This window comes from Marinospirillum sp. (genome assembly GCF_035271045.1).
Classification (GTDB): domain Bacteria; phylum Pseudomonadota; class Gammaproteobacteria; order Pseudomonadales; family Halomonadaceae; genus Marinospirillum.
The window spans coordinates 67415-83310 of the sequence record NZ_DATESC010000030.1; the positions used below are offsets into that span (position 1 = coordinate 67415).

Here is a 15896-nt window from a genome sequence, read left to right on the forward strand (position 1 = left end):
AAACAATTAACTAATTAAGCGCATAACGCTCTTCTTGACTGGGGTGGTCTTTTTTTGATTTCAGCTCAGAATGAACCAAAGTAATCAGCTCAGCTTCAACACGCGCTAAACCGCAGTTATTGATTAAATCTTCTGCCGTAGCACCCATTTCAACTAAACGTACCGCATAAGCATAAGGAAGGCTGCCTGGATCACGCTGCTCAAACTCCATTTGCCTTTCCATCGTTGAGTTAAGGCGTTTTTCTACCTCAACTAAACGCTGACCCACACCTATCGCACCACTACCCATAGCATGGGTTTCATTTCTTAACGCTTTAACCAGCAAATGCGTTTCTTTACGCGCATCAGCCAGCTTTTTATTTAGCTTGCCGATGTGTGAAAAGCAAATAAATGACATAACCAAACCTAGAATGGCTAACAAGAGTGCTATTATCTCAAACAAGCCAATCATAGGTATAATCATTAAATAGCCGCCAATTCCGACCACTCTTCTTCTGACATAAGCTTGTTAAGCTCTACCAAAATGAGTAGTTCGTTATTTTTATTACAAACACCTTGAATAAACTTGGCGCTCTCTTCGTTACCTACATTAGGTGCAGTTTCAATTTCAGATTGCTTTAAGTAAACCACTTCAGCAACAGAATCGACCATAATACCAACCACCTGATGATCGGCCTCAATAATCATAATACGTGTTGAGTCACTAACATCGCTAGCATCCAAACCAAAGCGCTGGCGCGTATCTATTACCGTTACTACATTACCACGCAGATTAATAATGCCCAGAACGTAATCTGGCGCACCAGGAACCGGTGCAATTTCTGAGTAGCGAAGCACTTCTTGAACCATCATGACATTGATGCCATACGTTTCTTGAGCAAGGCGAAAAGTTACATATTGAAGTACTAAATCAGAGCTACTTTCAGCTTGAATTTTTTGTGGGCTAGACATAGATCAATCCTTTCATTCATATTTGGGGAACACCCATTAGCGTTAATACTAATACACCTTGGGTAACAAAAACAGTACCTAAATAGCGATCTCTTTTTGTTGCTAATTATTACTAAATAACATTATTACTCACTTTATATTATTCAATGCTTTCAAATTTATTGGCTCTAAATCGCCATGGCCTTCTTTTAATAATCGGGCAAAAGCAGCAACGTCAATTAAGGCACACATATGCTCTATAACAGTCCCTGCTAACCAAGGGCGCTTACCTAAAGATGTACGCCAACGTACTTGTTCTGGTTTAAGGGAGATAGAGCGATCTACCTCGTTACAAGCTAAGCCCCAAGTGCTTTCATGAATACGAATAACTAATTTATAAGGATCAATTTTTTTAATTAAAGCGGGTGGCAAAACCCATTGCGCCGTATCAATCATTGATACATTCATTTTATTATTACGCAATATACCCATAAACCAGCTTGGCTGGCCAAACAACGGGGTTGGGTGTTTTTCAATTTTAATAATGCCGCCTAATTCAACTAATGGCACAGCTAAAGTTAGACCTTTAACTTTAAATAACAAACATTCAAAACGTTCTTGCGCCCAAACTGGACGACCATCTTTCCAGCCGGGTGGTGAAGGTGGCTGGCCAGTAATAGACATTTCTGAAGTATCTACAATCTGTTCTTCTACAATCTGTTCTTCTACAATCTGCTCTTCTTCAATCTGTTCTTCTACAACTAAAGCTTTATTTTCAATTTCTTGTATTACGTCGGCTAATGTTTCTACTTTTGTTTCAAGGCTAGGTAAGTTTATATTTGGCAAAATAACCTGAGCACCTAGAAAAGGCTCATCTAATAATACCGGACGCTCAAAATTGCTAGCCAGAGGTTTGGCAACAGGGTTAAATTGCAACATTGATTCGCGTAATTGCCGAGCCTGTAAAGATTCATCATATGGCTCAGAAAATTTTTCTGATGGCGATTCATCATAAACTTGATGGTGCTCGATAACTGGCTTTACTGACGATTCTTCTAATGAATTTTCTAATAAATCATCGTGCAGCAGTGCATCAAGGTAGTCTTCTATCGCTTGCTGAGGAGTATCATGCCAACTCATTAGTTATTCTCCTTACCAAGCATTCCTTGCTTACGTAACTCGACTTCTTTTTCTTGTAAAAACTTTAATAATACAGTGTAAGCGTATACACCACGGCTATTAGGATCTAGCATAGAAGCAGGCATTCCTACTACACTTGCATCCCGAAACTTAGTATCAACAGGCACCACAGAATGCCAAATAGCATCACCATAACTATTACGTAACAGACGTAAGCTTTGAATGGATGCTTGCGTACGTCGATCATAAAGCGTTGGTACTACGGTATAAGGTAAATCGTGTTTACGCGCTCGATTAATCATTTTCAAGGTACGCATCATACGCTCCAAGCCTTTGATTGCTAGGAACTCTGTTTGTACAGGAACAACCAGCTGCTCACAGGCAGCTAATGCATTAATCATCAATAAACCCAATACAGGCGGACTATCAATTAATACATAATCAAAACGATTCCATAGCTGAGCTAAAGCTTTAGCAATGACTAAACCCATTCCGCCTTTACCACTCATTTGCCGTTCTAGCGTTGCTAAGGCCGTTGAAGCTGCGATAAGTTTGATGCGATCGTGACTGGTATTTAGTAATAAACTCGCAGGCAAAGATTCAGGAATTTGCTTATGCTGGAAAAGGTCATAGATACTTTTTTCAACATTGTCTGGATCATATTTAAAATAGCTAGTTAACGAGCCATGCGGATCCATATCAAGTAACAGAACCTGATGTCCACGGTCTGCAAGAATACCGCCAAGCGTCACTGCTGTGGTTGTTTTGCCAACACCGCCTTTTTGATTAGCGACTGCCCAGACATGCATACCTGATTAAACTCCTAAATTTGCCGCCAACACTCAGGTGACGTCACTAATTAACTTATCGGAAATATCAGCAAGATTAATGATTTCATCAGCTAACCCTGCCTTAGCAATCGCCATTGGCATACCGTAAATAACAGAGCTCACTTCATCTTGCGACCAAACAACAGAACCCGTTTCTTTAAGCAGGCGGCAGCCTTCTTTGCCGTCAGAACCCATGCCGGTTAAAATCACACCTAACACTTTGCCAGAATAAACTTTGGCGCCTGAACCAAAAGTCACATCAACACAAGGTTTATAATTTAAACGCTCGTCACCTTCTAAAATCCTGACTGTACCACCACCGCGCTTATCAACGATCATTTGCTTGCCACCGGGTGCTAATAATGCCAAGCCAGGTCTTAACTGGTCGCCATCTTGTGCTTCCCTTACTTCAATTTTACACAGGCTATTTAACCTTTCAGCAAATGCTCCAGTAAAAGTTGAGGGCATATGTTGAATTAAAACAATAGGCGCAGGAAAACTAGCGGGCAAACGCGTTAAAACCGTTTGTAATGCCATAGGGCCACCCGTTGAAGTGCCTATCATCAACAAAGAAAAATGGCGTGGCTGAGGCTTAGGCTTAGGTGCTGGGGCAAGATTAGCTTTTGCAACCGCCCGTTCAGCTTGAAGCTGCTGCTGACTTTTACGCGCATCATCACGCCGTGCAGCAATACGCTCAGCAAGACTTAAACGACTATTAGCTTCTGTTTCAAACTGTTTTCTTATTGGCGTAGCAGTTTTTGTTGCCGGTGCTGAAGACCTTACTAATTTTGATCGGGCTGATAAACCACCACTTCTAGCAACAGTCAACAAACGCTCACACAAAACACTCGCCATTTTTTCTGTATTGCGAGAAATGTCTTCAAAGTTTTTTGGCAGATAATCAACAGCACCTGCCTCCAAAGCATCCAGCGTAACTCTTGCACCTTCATGGGTTAGCGAGGAAAACATTAATACTGGCGTCGGTTGTTTTGCCATAATTTCACGAACTGCAGAAATACCATCCATTACTGGCATTTCATAATCCATAGTGATGACATCAGGTTTTAGCTCAAGCGTTTTTTCAACCGCCTCACGACCATTAGAGGCTGTACCTATCGCCTTTAAACGTGGGTCTGTTTCTAATAGCTCACACACTCTACGTCTAAAAAAACCTGAATCATCAACCACCAGCACAGTGATTGGCATTTTTATCTCCCAAACCTATTCATAACCAATTCAACGACGACCTGTGTAATGGTTTAATAAACCAGGAATATCAAGTATCAAAGCAATTCGGCCATCACCAGTAATGGTTGCACCCGCTAAACCAGGTGTACCATGCAACATAGTACCTAAAGGTTTGATAACAACTTCTTCTTGACCGATTAAATCATCGACGACAAAACCGACTTGCATATTACCTATAGCAACTACAACTACGTGTGCTTCACGCATTTCTTCTTTTGATATTTCACGCTTAGCAGGATCTCTAACAAGCCAACGACGCAAGTAAAAAAGTGGCAAAGTGCGGTCACGAATAATAATAACTTCATGTCCATCAATTTTATTAGCACGCGAAACATCAAGCTGGAAAATTTCGTCAACGTTAACCAACGGTAAAGCAAAAGTCTGATCTTGCAGTTTTATCATTAGCGTTGGCATAATTGCCAGCGTTAAAGGTACTTTAATGATAATTTTGCTACCTTTGCCTAACTCGGACCAAACGTTCAAAGTACCATTAAGCTGCGAAATTTTAGTTTTAACTACGTCCATACCCACACCACGCCCTGACACATCAGAGATTTCGTCTTTGGTGGAAAGTCCAGCAGCAAAAATCAAATTAAACGCTTCTTGGTCTGTCAATCGGTCTGCTGCGTCTTGATCTAATTGACCTTTTTCAACAGCTTTACGCTTCAATACTTCTGGATCCATACCTGCACCATCATCCGCGATGATTAGCAGTATATGATCACCTTCTTGTTCAGCTGAAAGAACAATTTTACCGACTCGATCTTTGCCATTTTTTTCGCGCACATCTGGCATTTCAATACCATGATCTGCTGAGTTACGCACCAAGTGGACTAAGGGATCCGCCAATGCTTCAACTAAATTTTTATCTAAATCAGTATCTTCACCGATCATTTCTAGAACCATTTCTTTTTTCATGGATCTAGATAAATCTCGAACAACCCGCGGGAAGCGACCAAATACTTTTTTGATTGGCTGCATACGCGTTTTCATTACCGCACTTTGCAAATCAGCGGTAACAACATCTAAATTACCGACTGCTTTAGCCAATTCTGCATCTGAACTGTCTGAACCCAATCGAACCAAGCGATTGCGAACTAAAACCAACTCACCAACCATATTCATGATTTCATCAAGGCGAGAAGTATCTACACGCACAGTTGTATCAACCAGCGGCTCTTTACGCGCCGGTGTTTTAGCAGCGACAGCCGGAAGTGCAGCAGTAGATTCAGGTGCAATAGATTTAGCAGCAGGTTTTGTTACGGGTTTGATGGCAGGTTTTGCACTGCCTGCATCAGCAAAATTCGGCGCTTTACCTTTACCATGTAGCTCGTCTAGCAAAGCATCAAATTCATCCTCTGTAATATTATCACTCGGCGGGGGTTTTGCTGCTCTTTTAGGTTTAGGTTTTTCTGCAACTAAACCTGGGCCTTTACCCTTACCATGCAATTCATCAAGCAAAGCATCAAATTCATCTTCAGAAATATCATCGCTAGGTGGGCCATAGCTTTTTCTAGCAACAGGGGCAGCAGGCACTTTGGCCTCTTTCTCCATTGCTGCACGGTCTTCTGGGCTAAGCGCATTTAGCAAGCTTTCAAATTCTGCATCGGTAATATCACCATCACCATCACCATCACCATCAACAGATTCAGACTCTTGTTCGTTGTCAATGACTTCAGCTAGTTCAAATTCAGACTCAGCAGATTCAGCGCCTGGTGCGCTACCCACTTCTTCGCCTTCAGGATAAGCATAATAAGCCAACGCTTCTAAAAGCGCCTCATCAGCATCACCCGGCATTTCGTTAGCACGAACGGTTTCAAACATTTCATTAACGGCATCAAGCGCACTAAGCACTACGTCCATCAATTCGGGTGTTACTTGACGCTGATTTTTCCTAAGCGTATCAAACACGTTTTCAGCGTTGTGACAGCATTCGACTAGAGGCGTGATTTGTAAAAAACCAGCACCACCTTTTACGGTATGGAATCCACGGAAAATAGCATTGAGTAAGTCGGGATCGTTTGGAGATTGCTCCAAATCCACCAACTGCTCTGAAAGAAGTTCCAGGATTTCACCAGCTTCTACAAGGAAATCCTGCAGAATATCCTGATCTGCGTCGAGACTCATCCATCGGCTCCTTTAAAACCCGAGACTGGAGAGAAGATCATCCACATCATCCTGACTTGACACTATTTCAATGCCGCGTTTTTCGGCGTTTACTACAGGTCCTTCAGGAATCTGCTTGTCGATAACCTCAGTTTTTTTATTGGCATTCATAGGCTGAATACCGGTTATTCTGTCGACTTTGCTGGCCATTCTAACTAGATCGACCAACCTGTCTTCTACATCATGTACTAGGGTAATTACTTTTTTTACCACTTGACCGGTTAAGTCTTGGTAATCTTGTGCTAGCGTAATTTCACTAAAGTTACCACCTAGCACACCCGTCTGTAATTCAGTTTCTATTAAGAATAAGTCAATGCGGCGATACAGGTCCCGGAATTCCTGTGGCTTCATTTCTCTTCGAATCAGACGACCCCATTCGTTACGCAACAAAGCAGCTTCTTTGCCTAAATTACGGGCAATAGGCTCACATTCTTCAACCTTATCTAAAGTGCGATTAGCTGCATTGTGGGTAAGATTAATAATGTAATTAAGCCGATCAGTGGCATCAGCCATCTCAGAAAAAGCACCTTTCTGATTAGCTGCTGCACGACCCTCCAGCTGAAAATCCCGGATAGCGTCATGCAGAGCGCGTGTTAACTGCCCTACCTGCTGATATAAGTCCTTATTACGTGCATCATTGATTGTCTGTAACAAATTGACAGCATCAGCCAGAGCGCCACGCTCAATTTCTTTAACCAACTCATCAGTTAAATCTCGCAGTAGCACTTCAAAATCTTCTAGCTGTTCGCTTTGATCAGACATGTATCCACCTTGGCTCTATATTAAATTGAAAAAAGCCATTATTTTTGGATACGCTCAAAGATTTTCTCAATTTTCTCTTTTAGTACAGCAGCAGTAAAAGGCTTCACTATGTAACCATTTACACCCGCCTGGGCTGCTGCAACTATTTGCTCACGCTTAGATTCAGCAGTAACCATAAGAATGGGCAAGTTTTTTAGATCAGGATCTGCACGCACATGCTTTAACAGGTCAAAACCTGTCATACCTGGCATATTCCAATCGGTTACTAAAAAATCATAATTACCAGTATTCAGCATGGGAATTGCTGTTAAACCGTCATCTGCCTCGTAGGTATTATTAAAACCTAGGTCACGAAGCAAGTTCTTTATGATCCTTCTCATAGTAGCAAAATCATCGACAATGAGAATCTTCATGTCTTTATTCAAGGCAACCTCCGTTAAACCTTGCAAGCAGCGGTAATCATATTAGTAAAACCATACCTGAAGAAAGGTATGCTATACATTTTTCCAGTCGGCAAGCCTTCCGCGCAACCGCGCTGCAGCTTGACTAAGAATCTGACTGATTCGTGACTCACTCACACTCAGAATGGCCCCGATCTCCTTCAAATTCAACTCTTCGTTATAGTACAGGGAAAGTACCATTTGTTCACGCTCAGGCAAAGCTGAAATTGCATCCGCCAACGATTCCTGAAAACGTGATTCTTGTACTTCAGCATAAGGTTCTGGCGCATTATGGTCAGGCACCTCATAGGCTGAATCTTCTTGGCTATTTAGTTCTTCAAAACTAAATAATCTAGAACCAGCAGTATCGGATAAATACTGATTATATTCTTGTAATGAAATACCCATTTCCTCGGCTATTTCATGATCTTTTGCATCAGATCCTGTACGACCCTCAATACTTCTTACTGCTTCACTAACTCTACGACTATTTTTATGGACAGATCTGGGCACCCAATCTTGGCGACGCACTTCATCAAGCATAGATCCACGAATACGAATGGAAGCGAAAGTTTCAAAGCTAGCACCTTTTTCGGCATCAAAATTACGCGAAGCTTCAATTAATCCCATTGAACCCGCTTGTAATAAATCATCTAGCTGCACACTAGCTGGTAAACGACCTAAAAGATGATAGGCAATTTTGCGTACCAAAAGTGAATACTGCTCAAGCAATCGAGCATCTGCCAGCTGTTGATTGCGTGAATAGAGACTAAGCCCCTTGGTTGCTGTCATTCATTAAACCCACTCACGTTCCCTAAGTTTCTTCACTACGTTCTACGTCTCTGACAAAACGCGCCAAAATAGAGGTAGGATTTGCCAGCTGTACATCATCTGGGATTTTTTGCCCGTTAGTGAGATAGCTCACAGGAAGTCTTTTTTCTAGCACCAAACCTAATACTTCACCCAAGTGCATCGCTTCATCTAATTTAGTTAATATACAGCCATTTAAACCAGCTTCACGATAAGCTTCATAAGTATCCAATAATACTCTTGCCTGACTTGTCGCAGGCAACACTAAAAATCGACGAATACGGGCTTGTGTTGAAGCTAATAGATTCACTTGTGTTTGCAAGTTAGGATCACGTACATTTAACCCCGCAGTATCTATCAACACAAGGCTTTTACCTCTCAACGACTTTAACGTCATATCAAGCGAGTTATTTTCATCAATAACACGAACGGTAACGCCTAGAATACGTCCAACTGTACGCAACTGTTCATAAGCAGCAATCCGATAACAGTCTGTTGTAACCAAGGCTAAACCTTCAGCGCCATGTTTAAGTACATAACGCGCAGCCAATTTACTAAGTGTCGTAGTTTTACCTACACCGGTAGGCCCCAACACCGCAACAACACCACCTTTATCAATAAATTCTTCATCAAGCGTTTGAACTTCGCTTTTCAAACGATCTAAAACTAATTGCCAAGCCGTTTTATTATCAATATCAGGTGTTATTTTAACTAATTTTAGTAAGCGTTTAACATAAACATCCCTAAAGCCAGCAGCCAGTAACCGTTTACGAACTAAAGCTTCCGATGGATTTCTAACGGCATTCTGCTCATTCATTTGATCTTTAAGCAAATTATGTAAACTTTGTATTTCTAATTGTAATGCCTGAACAACTTGATCATTTCCTAAAGCATTAGAGCGCGTAGCAGCTGGTGGTGAATAGTCTTCAAAACCAGAGGTTTGCTGCGTCATATCTGCCTTATACCCTTCAGATAAAGCACCTAGCTGGCGGATACGTGCTTTTTTTTGGAAAGCATTTTCGCTGTTGCCTGAATCAAATGTTGCACCCGACATAATACGCTGCCGAGCATCATCTAACTCACGCTGCAAAGCATCGCCTTGATCAGCTTTTTTAAGTGCATCGGCGAATTTGCGTGGAGTCGCTTCGCCGTCATAATCAAGCGCACAAACAATTTCTACGCCATTATCTACGTTCTTATTAGAGAGGATAACAGCATCATCACCAAGCTCATCACGAACTTGACGCATGGCCTGCCGGGAATCTGCCCCGAAAAAGCGTTTTACCCTCATTAATAAACCTCTTTCTGCCTGCTCTTCAAAATAATTTACTGACCAATGGTTGCCACGATAGTAATCTGTTTATTATCGGGTATTTCTTGATAAGACAGAACGTGTACATTCTGAATACCATAACGCACAAACCTTGCCATAACAGGTCTAACCGGTGCTGCTGTCACTAATACAGCCGGATTCCCGGCCATTTCTTGCTGCTGAGCAACCTCACTTAAAGACTGCTGTAGCTTTTCAGCCATTGCAGGTTCAAGAATTAACTGATCGGTTTCACCACCCTGTTGCGCGGCCTGCTGAACACTTTTAAGTAATAACTGCTCTAACTTTGGCTCTAACGTAATAACAGCTAAATGCTCACTTGGCCCGGTAATTGCTTGCACGATTGAGCGTGATAAAGCCACACGAACAGCAGAAGTTAACTGTATTGGATCGCGTGTCGTGTGTGCTGCTTCAACCAAAGCTTGTGCAATGGATCTAAAGTCTCTAACCGGCACTTGTTCGGTTAATAAATTCTGCAAAACTTTCAGCAAGACAGATAGAGTAACACTCTCAGGCACTAGCTGCTCAGAAAGTTTAGGTGCTGTTTGCGCCAACATATCAAGCATTTTTTGTACATCATCATGTCCAATTAACTCATGGGCAAAATCATGCATGATTTGATTAAGCTGCGTTGCTATCACGGTGCTAGCATCAACCACAGTATAACCCAGTGTTTGTGCTTCTTCACGCTGACTTGAGTTAATCCATACCGCCTCTAAACCAAACGCTGGATCACGACCTTTAATACCATTAATTGGACCATAAACCTGCCCAGGATTAATTGCCATCTCTCTTTCTGGATGAACTTCTGCTTCACCCAAAGCAACGCCTTTAAGAATAATTCGATAACTATTAGGTGTTAAATCTAAGTTATCGCGTATATGTACCGAAGGCATTAAAAAACCTAAATCTTGGGATAGCTTTTTACGTATACCTTTAATACGGCCTAATAACTGCCCACCTTGCGTTTTGTCAACCAATGGAATTAAGCGATACCCAACTTCTAACCCAAGTAGATCAACGGGTGCAACATCTTGCCAGTTTAACTCCTTTTGATCGATAACATCAGGATCAGGCGTCATAGGTAACTGATTAGCAACCTGCACTGCTGCCGCTTCATCAGCGGCTTCTTTTTGCAATTTACGGTGTACAAGGTAAGCACCAGCACCAGCAACAGCAGCTAAACCTAAAAAGGCCGTATGCGGCATTCCCGGAATAAGCCCCATAATAACCATCAGCGTTGCAGCAACAGCCAAAGCCTTAGGTGTCCCAAACATCTGTGAGGAAATTTGAACCGACAGGTTTTGGCTAGAGTTAACCCGCGTTACCATGATAGCAGCAGCAACAGAAAGCATTAAAGAAGGAATCTGTGCAACTAGGCCATCACCAATCGTTAACAAAACATAACGCTCAGCCGCTAATGCAAAACTTAAATCATGCTGAAACATACCAATTAACAAGCCGCCAACAACGTTAATGATTAAAATCATTATGCCAGCAACCGCATCACCTCGAACAAACTTACTCGCACCATCCATTGAACCATAGAAGTCCGCTTCCGCAGCAACCTCTTCACGACGTATCTTTGCATCAGCTTGATCAATTAATCCGGCGTTAAGATCAGCATCAATCGCCATTTGCTTACCGGGCATCGCATCTAGGGTAAAACGGGCACTTACTTCAGAAATACGTCCAGCACCCTTGGTAATTACTACAAAGTTTATAATCATTAAGATCATAAAAACAATGGCACCAACCACATAGTCACCGCCAATAAGGACGGCACCAAAGGCTTCAATAACCTTACCCGCAGCATCACCACCTTCATGGCCATTCAGTAATACAATACGCGTAGAGGCAACATTCAATGCTAAACGCAGTAACGTTGCAATCAATAAAATAGTAGGAAATACAGCAAAATCAAGCGGTCGCATAGCATAAACGGCAACCAACAAGATGACTATTGCGAAAGCGATATTAAAAGTAAAAAATATATCCAGTAAAAACACAGGTACTGGCAGGGTCATCATACCCAGCAAGCACAAGAGCATAATAGGAATACCTACTTGGCTTTTTACTATTGTCCGCAAATGATTTTGAAGCTGAGTTAAATCCATGTATCACCTGGTTAGCATACAAATGTCGGGCAAGCTGACAGCAAAGCCGCAGGAGTATGCCAAAATCTGACCATGAAATAAACTCATGGAATATTTCTATTCTAAGTAATTTTGTAAATCAACCCTGTTCAGGGTCTAGTTCGGGTGGAACATCCACTTTAATAATTTTACTAGGCTTCTTTGCTTTACCCGCTTTATGCTGCTTCATTTGAAACACATAAGCCAACACTTGAGCAACGGCCATATAAAGTGATTGCGGAATTTCATCACCAATTTCAGTCGAATAATAAATCGCCCGTGTTAAAGGCGGCAACTGCAACACTGGAATTTGATAATGGTCAGCAATTTCTCTAATTTTTGCCGCCATGTTATCACCACCTTTAGCTAAAACAGTGGGTGCAGCGTTGCCTGACTCATCGTATTTTAATGCTACAGCATAATGAGTAGGGTTAGTAATCACAACATCAGCATCAGGAACATCAGACATCATTCGTCTTTGCGACATTTCCATTTGCATACGCCTAATACGCCCCTTAACTTCAGGTTTACCTTCTGTATTTTTAAACTCATCTTTAACTTCTTGCAAAGTCATTTTTAATTTTTCATTTTGCTGATGAATTTGCCAGGGCACATCAATTAAAACAACCACGATTAACGACGAACTTATTGCTAAAAAACCCCAAATAATTAAATAGCTACCTTTAGCAATAGCTGGTTCCAATGCCATTGCACCCAAACTTGAGAAATCACTTCTTAAACCCCAAATAATGATAAAAGATACACTACCAACTAAAAGAACCTTAGCAACAGATTTAATAAATTCAACCAAAGAGTTTTTAGAAAAAATACGTTTAATACCAGAAATAGGATTCATTTTACTGAACTTAGGCATTAATGCTTTGGCAGTGATATTCCAACCACCCACAACAATTTGCGACAAAATAGCAGTAAAAAACAATACCAGCAACAGCGGCATAACCACCCATAAAGCACGCCACACTGAACTACTAAAATGCGTAAACATAGCATCATGGGTAATTAGGTCATTACGATCTAAAGTAAAATTAAAAGCAAATAATTCTAATGCTTTACCACCCATCCAAGCACCAAAAGTTAATAACGCAAAACCACTAGCAATTAATAACACAGCAGTTGTTAATTCTTTAGATCGAGCAACCTCACCATCACGGCGCGATTCCTCTTTCTTTTTCGACGTGGGTTCTTCTGTTTTTTCTTGCCCATCTTGGTTTTCAGCCATTACTGCAGCTCTAACCAGACTTTAAGGAGATCAAACACTTCCCTAACGGCTCTATTATAATAAAAAAGGTATTCAGTACTCCACATCCACAACTCTACCAATCCTAAAATCATCATAACGGGAAAACCAATAACGAAGATGTTTAACTGAGGTGCAGCACGCGTAACAACACCTAAAGCAATGTTTACGACCAGTTTAGAAACAATAATCGGCATCGCCATTAATAAAGCACCTTTAAAAAGCCAACCACCTTGGGTAACAATCATCCATGAACGCTCCCGTGTTAAACCTTCTAAGCCAATAGGAATAATCGTAAAACTCTCTGATAAAGTATAAATAATAACTAAATGCCCACCAGTCGCCAAAAAGACAAAGTTAGTTAAGATAAGTGAATATTGGCTTAATACTGTAACATTGACACCACTGGATGGATCAGCCATTTGTGCCATACCCATACCAATTTGCATTGCAACTATTTGACCAAAAATAATAAACACTTGAAATAACAACTGTACTAAAAAGCCTAAACTAACGCCAATTAATATCTGATGTGCAATGAGCAACCAAGTTTGTGGTGACAAAGCATCCATGACTGGTACGGGTGGTAAAAGCGGTAAAAGCACCAGCGCAAGAAAAAAAGCCAAACCAATACGCACCTGAGCTGGCACCATATTGGCACCAAAAATAGGCGCTACCATAAAAAAAGCACCAATACGAAAGAAAGGCCACAAAAAATCGCCGATCCAAGCCGTTAATTCAGCATCGGTTAGGGCTGTCATTTAATCCGCTAACCAATCATATAGGGTATATTATCTGCAAGACGCTGAAAATACTCCATCAACATACGCAAAAGCGTTGGACCTGCAACAATCAATGCTAACAACGTCGCTAAAAGGCGTGGTAAAAAGCTTAATGTCTGCTCGTTAATTTGCGTGGCTGCTTGAAAAACAGCAACCATTAACCCTACCAGCAAGCCTGGCACAACCCCAATTACGACAATGATAATGACTAGAAAAAGGGCTTCTCTTAATAAATCTACAGCAACTTCAGGTGTCATTTTAAGCCTCCAGTCTTTGGCAATATTAATGTAAGACTAATAACCATAGCTAGCAGCAAGTGTACCCATAACCAAAGTCCAGCCATCAACTAATACAAACAACATTATTTTAAACGGTAATGAAATAATAACCGGCGATAACATCATCATACCCATCGCCATAAGAATACTTGCCACTACCATATCCAGTATTAAAAAAGGAATAAACAACATAAAACCAATTTGAAAAGCTGTCTTTAGTTCACTGGTTACAAAAGCAGGTACTAAAACAACAAAAGGAACTTCTTCAGGGGATGCAATAACATCATAACCACCAATACGCGCAAACATATCTAAGTCAACCTCACGTGTTTGAGATAACATAAATTCTTGTATTGGTGCTCTAGCTAAATTAACAGCCTCTAAAGGGCCTATTTCTTCAGCAATATAAGGCTGTAATGCTTCGGCATTAACACGTTCCCAAACGGGAGTCATAATAAAAAAAGTCAAAAAAAGTGCTAACCCCAAAACAATTTGGTTGGAAGGTGTCTGTTGTAAACCTATCGCTTGACGCAAAATTGATAAAACAACGATGATTCGGGTAAAGCTTGTCATCATAATCAGCATCGCCGGTAAAAGCGTCAAGGCTGTCATAATGGCTAAAATCTGAATTGTAACCGAGTAAGTTTGGCTACCATCATCATTTTGCACTAGACGTAAAGCTTCAATGCCTAAGGGGTCAGCAAATGCATTTAGCGGTAGCAAACAGACAAACGCTAATAGCAACAATCGACCTAGCTGACTAATCCTTCTTATCAACCTTTTTCTCCTCATTATTAGTCGCAGTTAGCTGATTTTTAGCAGACCAATGCTGCATAAACTGAGCAAAAGCAGGTTTTGATGCTGTCGCATTAAAATCGATAGGTTTTTTTAATTCATGTAAACAAGTAATTTGCTGAGTAGTAATACCAAGTAATAACTGCTCTTCGCCAACTTGCACTAACAACAATTTTTCACGATTACCTAAAGGCAAAACAGCTAAAGTACGTATAATATCTTTATTACCTAATGCGCCCGGCACTAGACGCATTCGCTTAGCCAACCAAGCCAAGGCAAACATCAGCGACAAAACAACCACTAAACCAATCGCCACCTGAACGGCTAACTCACTGGTTGTAAAAATACCCGACTCAGTAGCAGCCCATAAAGGCTGATTAACCAATGAGAAAAAAAGCAGGCAGTAAATACCTGCCTGCTGTTTAAAAAATACACGTATTTTACTAAGCATCATCAGATTAACGTAAACGCTTAATACGCTCCGATGGACTGACAACATCAGTCAAACGGATACCAAACTTTTCGTTAACCATTACGACTTCACCATGTGCAATTAAAGTGCCGTTTACTTTAACGTCCAGCGGCTCACCTGCCAGCCTGTCTAACTCAATAACTGACCCTTGGTTAAGCTGCAGTAAGTTACGAATAGCAATCTCGGTACTACCCACTTCCATCGCAATATTAACGGGAATATCCATAATGACTTCAAGGTTAGGGTTTTCACCATCAAAACCAGCCGAATCATCTTCTAAGTATTCCAGTGGTGCAGATTGAATATCATCTTCTGTCAGTGCATTATCATCAGCAGCAGATGCCTGCTCTTCTAAAGCAGCACCCCAATCATCATCACCACCACCAGAATCAGCATCTGCTTGCTCGGTCATCGCTGAAGCCCAATCATCGTCACCAGCTGATTCATCGAGTGCTGCTGCCCAGTCGTCGTTATTTTCTTCACTCATAACTTATTCCTAACAACCTTTAAATAAAATAGA

General features: G+C 41.2%; 17 protein-coding genes. All 17 read right to left on the bottom strand.

Annotated elements, in window-relative coordinates:
* Positions 1-10 precede the first annotated feature (10 nt).
* Positions 11-463 carry a DUF2802 domain-containing protein gene (locus VJY63_RS10940; protein ID WP_324050807.1) on the bottom strand — a complete coding sequence of 151 codons (453 nt, stop codon included), beginning with the start codon at positions 461-463 and terminating at the stop codon, positions 11-13.
* A complete protein-coding gene (locus VJY63_RS10945; RefSeq protein ID WP_324050809.1) occupies positions 463-951 on the bottom strand; it encodes a chemotaxis protein CheW in 489 nt (162 codons plus the stop codon). Before VJY63_RS10945 ends, VJY63_RS10940 begins: the two co-directional genes overlap by 1 nt.
* 129 nt (positions 952-1080) lie before the next feature.
* Positions 1081-2070 (bottom strand): chemotaxis protein CheW, encoded by a 990-nt coding sequence (locus tag VJY63_RS10950; RefSeq protein WP_324050811.1) that lies wholly within the window; start codon positions 2068-2070, stop codon positions 1081-1083.
* Positions 2070-2879 (bottom strand): ParA family protein, encoded by an 810-nt coding sequence (locus VJY63_RS10955; RefSeq protein WP_324050812.1) that lies wholly within the window; start codon positions 2877-2879, stop codon positions 2070-2072. The genes VJY63_RS10950 and VJY63_RS10955 overlap by 1 nt, the downstream gene beginning before the upstream one ends.
* Positions 2880-2912: 33 nt before the next feature.
* Positions 2913-4106: a chemotaxis response regulator protein-glutamate methylesterase gene (locus VJY63_RS10960; protein WP_324050814.1), complete on the bottom strand. Its 1194-nt coding sequence runs from the start codon at positions 4104-4106 to the stop codon at positions 2913-2915.
* A gap of 30 nt (positions 4107-4136) precedes the next feature.
* Positions 4137-6275: a chemotaxis protein CheA gene (locus VJY63_RS10965; protein WP_324050815.1), complete on the bottom strand. Its 2139-nt coding sequence runs from the start codon at positions 6273-6275 to the stop codon at positions 4137-4139.
* Positions 6276-6287: 12 nt separating this feature from the next.
* Positions 6288-7076 (bottom strand): protein phosphatase CheZ, encoded by a 789-nt coding sequence (locus tag VJY63_RS10970; RefSeq protein WP_324050816.1) that lies wholly within the window; start codon positions 7074-7076, stop codon positions 6288-6290.
* A 38-nt stretch (positions 7077-7114) separates the two neighbouring features.
* Positions 7115-7501: a chemotaxis response regulator CheY gene (locus tag VJY63_RS10975; protein ID WP_324050818.1), complete on the bottom strand. Its 387-nt coding sequence runs from the start codon at positions 7499-7501 to the stop codon at positions 7115-7117.
* Positions 7502-7570: 69 nt separating this feature from the next.
* Entirely contained in the window at positions 7571-8308 is a 738-nt protein-coding gene (locus tag VJY63_RS10980; RefSeq protein WP_324050820.1) for an RNA polymerase sigma factor FliA, read from the bottom strand.
* A 22-nt stretch (positions 8309-8330) separates the two neighbouring features.
* Positions 8331-9617 (bottom strand): flagellar biosynthesis protein FlhF, encoded by a 1287-nt coding sequence (gene flhF / locus VJY63_RS10985; protein WP_324050822.1) that lies wholly within the window; start codon positions 9615-9617, stop codon positions 8331-8333.
* A gap of 35 nt (positions 9618-9652) precedes the next feature.
* Positions 9653-11773: a flagellar biosynthesis protein FlhA gene (gene flhA, locus VJY63_RS10990; RefSeq protein ID WP_324050824.1), complete on the bottom strand. Its 2121-nt coding sequence runs from the start codon at positions 11771-11773 to the stop codon at positions 9653-9655.
* Between the two features lie 118 nt (positions 11774-11891).
* The gene (gene flhB, locus VJY63_RS10995) at positions 11892-13031 is read right to left on the bottom strand and encodes a flagellar biosynthesis protein FlhB (protein WP_324050826.1); all 1140 of its coding nucleotides are present in this window, start codon (positions 13029-13031) and stop codon (positions 11892-11894) included.
* Positions 13031-13810, bottom strand: a complete 780-nt coding sequence (fliR, locus tag VJY63_RS11000) for a flagellar biosynthetic protein FliR (RefSeq protein ID WP_324050827.1) — start codon at positions 13808-13810, stop codon at positions 13031-13033. Before fliR ends, flhB begins: the two co-directional genes overlap by 1 nt.
* A gap of 8 nt (positions 13811-13818) precedes the next feature.
* A complete protein-coding gene (gene fliQ / locus VJY63_RS11005) occupies positions 13819-14088 on the bottom strand; it encodes a flagellar biosynthesis protein FliQ (protein WP_324050829.1) in 270 nt (89 codons plus the stop codon).
* A gap of 36 nt (positions 14089-14124) precedes the next feature.
* Positions 14125-14886 carry a flagellar type III secretion system pore protein FliP gene (gene fliP, locus VJY63_RS11010; protein WP_324050831.1) on the bottom strand — a complete coding sequence of 254 codons (762 nt, stop codon included), beginning with the start codon at positions 14884-14886 and terminating at the stop codon, positions 14125-14127.
* Positions 14870-15358 (bottom strand): flagellar biosynthetic protein FliO, encoded by a 489-nt coding sequence (gene fliO, locus VJY63_RS11015; protein ID WP_324050833.1) that lies wholly within the window; start codon positions 15356-15358, stop codon positions 14870-14872. Before fliO ends, fliP begins: the two co-directional genes overlap by 17 nt.
* Before the next feature lie 4 nt (positions 15359-15362).
* Positions 15363-15863: a flagellar motor switch protein FliN gene (gene fliN / locus VJY63_RS11020; protein ID WP_324050835.1), complete on the bottom strand. Its 501-nt coding sequence runs from the start codon at positions 15861-15863 to the stop codon at positions 15363-15365.
* Between the last annotated feature and the right edge of the window lie 33 nt (positions 15864-15896).

Coding starts and splice junctions, on each gene's coding strand:
- VJY63_RS10940 (WP_324050807.1), bottom strand. CDS start 463: ATGATTATACCTATGATTGGCTTGTTTGAGATAATAGCACTCTTGTTA.
- VJY63_RS10945 (WP_324050809.1), bottom strand. CDS start 951: ATGTCTAGCCCACAAAAAATTCAAGCTGAAAGTAGCTCTGATTTAGTA.
- VJY63_RS10950 (WP_324050811.1), bottom strand. CDS start 2,070: ATGAGTTGGCATGATACTCCTCAGCAAGCGATAGAAGACTACCTTGAT.
- VJY63_RS10955 (WP_324050812.1), bottom strand. CDS start 2,879: ATGCATGTCTGGGCAGTCGCTAATCAAAAAGGCGGTGTTGGCAAAACA.
- VJY63_RS10960 (WP_324050814.1), bottom strand. CDS start 4,106: ATGCCAATCACTGTGCTGGTGGTTGATGATTCAGGTTTTTTTAGACGT.
- VJY63_RS10965 (WP_324050815.1), bottom strand. CDS start 6,275: ATGAGTCTCGACGCAGATCAGGATATTCTGCAGGATTTCCTTGTAGAA.
- VJY63_RS10970 (WP_324050816.1), bottom strand. CDS start 7,076: ATGTCTGATCAAAGCGAACAGCTAGAAGATTTTGAAGTGCTACTGCGA.
- VJY63_RS10980 (WP_324050820.1), bottom strand. CDS start 8,308: ATGACAGCAACCAAGGGGCTTAGTCTCTATTCACGCAATCAACAGCTG.
- flhF (WP_324050822.1), bottom strand. CDS start 9,617: ATGAGGGTAAAACGCTTTTTCGGGGCAGATTCCCGGCAGGCCATGCGT.
- flhA (WP_324050824.1), bottom strand. CDS start 11,773: ATGGATTTAACTCAGCTTCAAAATCATTTGCGGACAATAGTAAAAAGC.
- flhB (WP_324050826.1), bottom strand. CDS start 13,031: ATGGCTGAAAACCAAGATGGGCAAGAAAAAACAGAAGAACCCACGTCG.
- fliR (WP_324050827.1), bottom strand. CDS start 13,810: ATGACAGCCCTAACCGATGCTGAATTAACGGCTTGGATCGGCGATTTT.
- fliQ (WP_324050829.1), bottom strand. CDS start 14,088: ATGACACCTGAAGTTGCTGTAGATTTATTAAGAGAAGCCCTTTTTCTA.
- fliO (WP_324050833.1), bottom strand. CDS start 15,358: ATGATGCTTAGTAAAATACGTGTATTTTTTAAACAGCAGGCAGGTATT.
- fliN (WP_324050835.1), bottom strand. CDS start 15,863: ATGAGTGAAGAAAATAACGACGACTGGGCAGCAGCACTCGATGAATCA.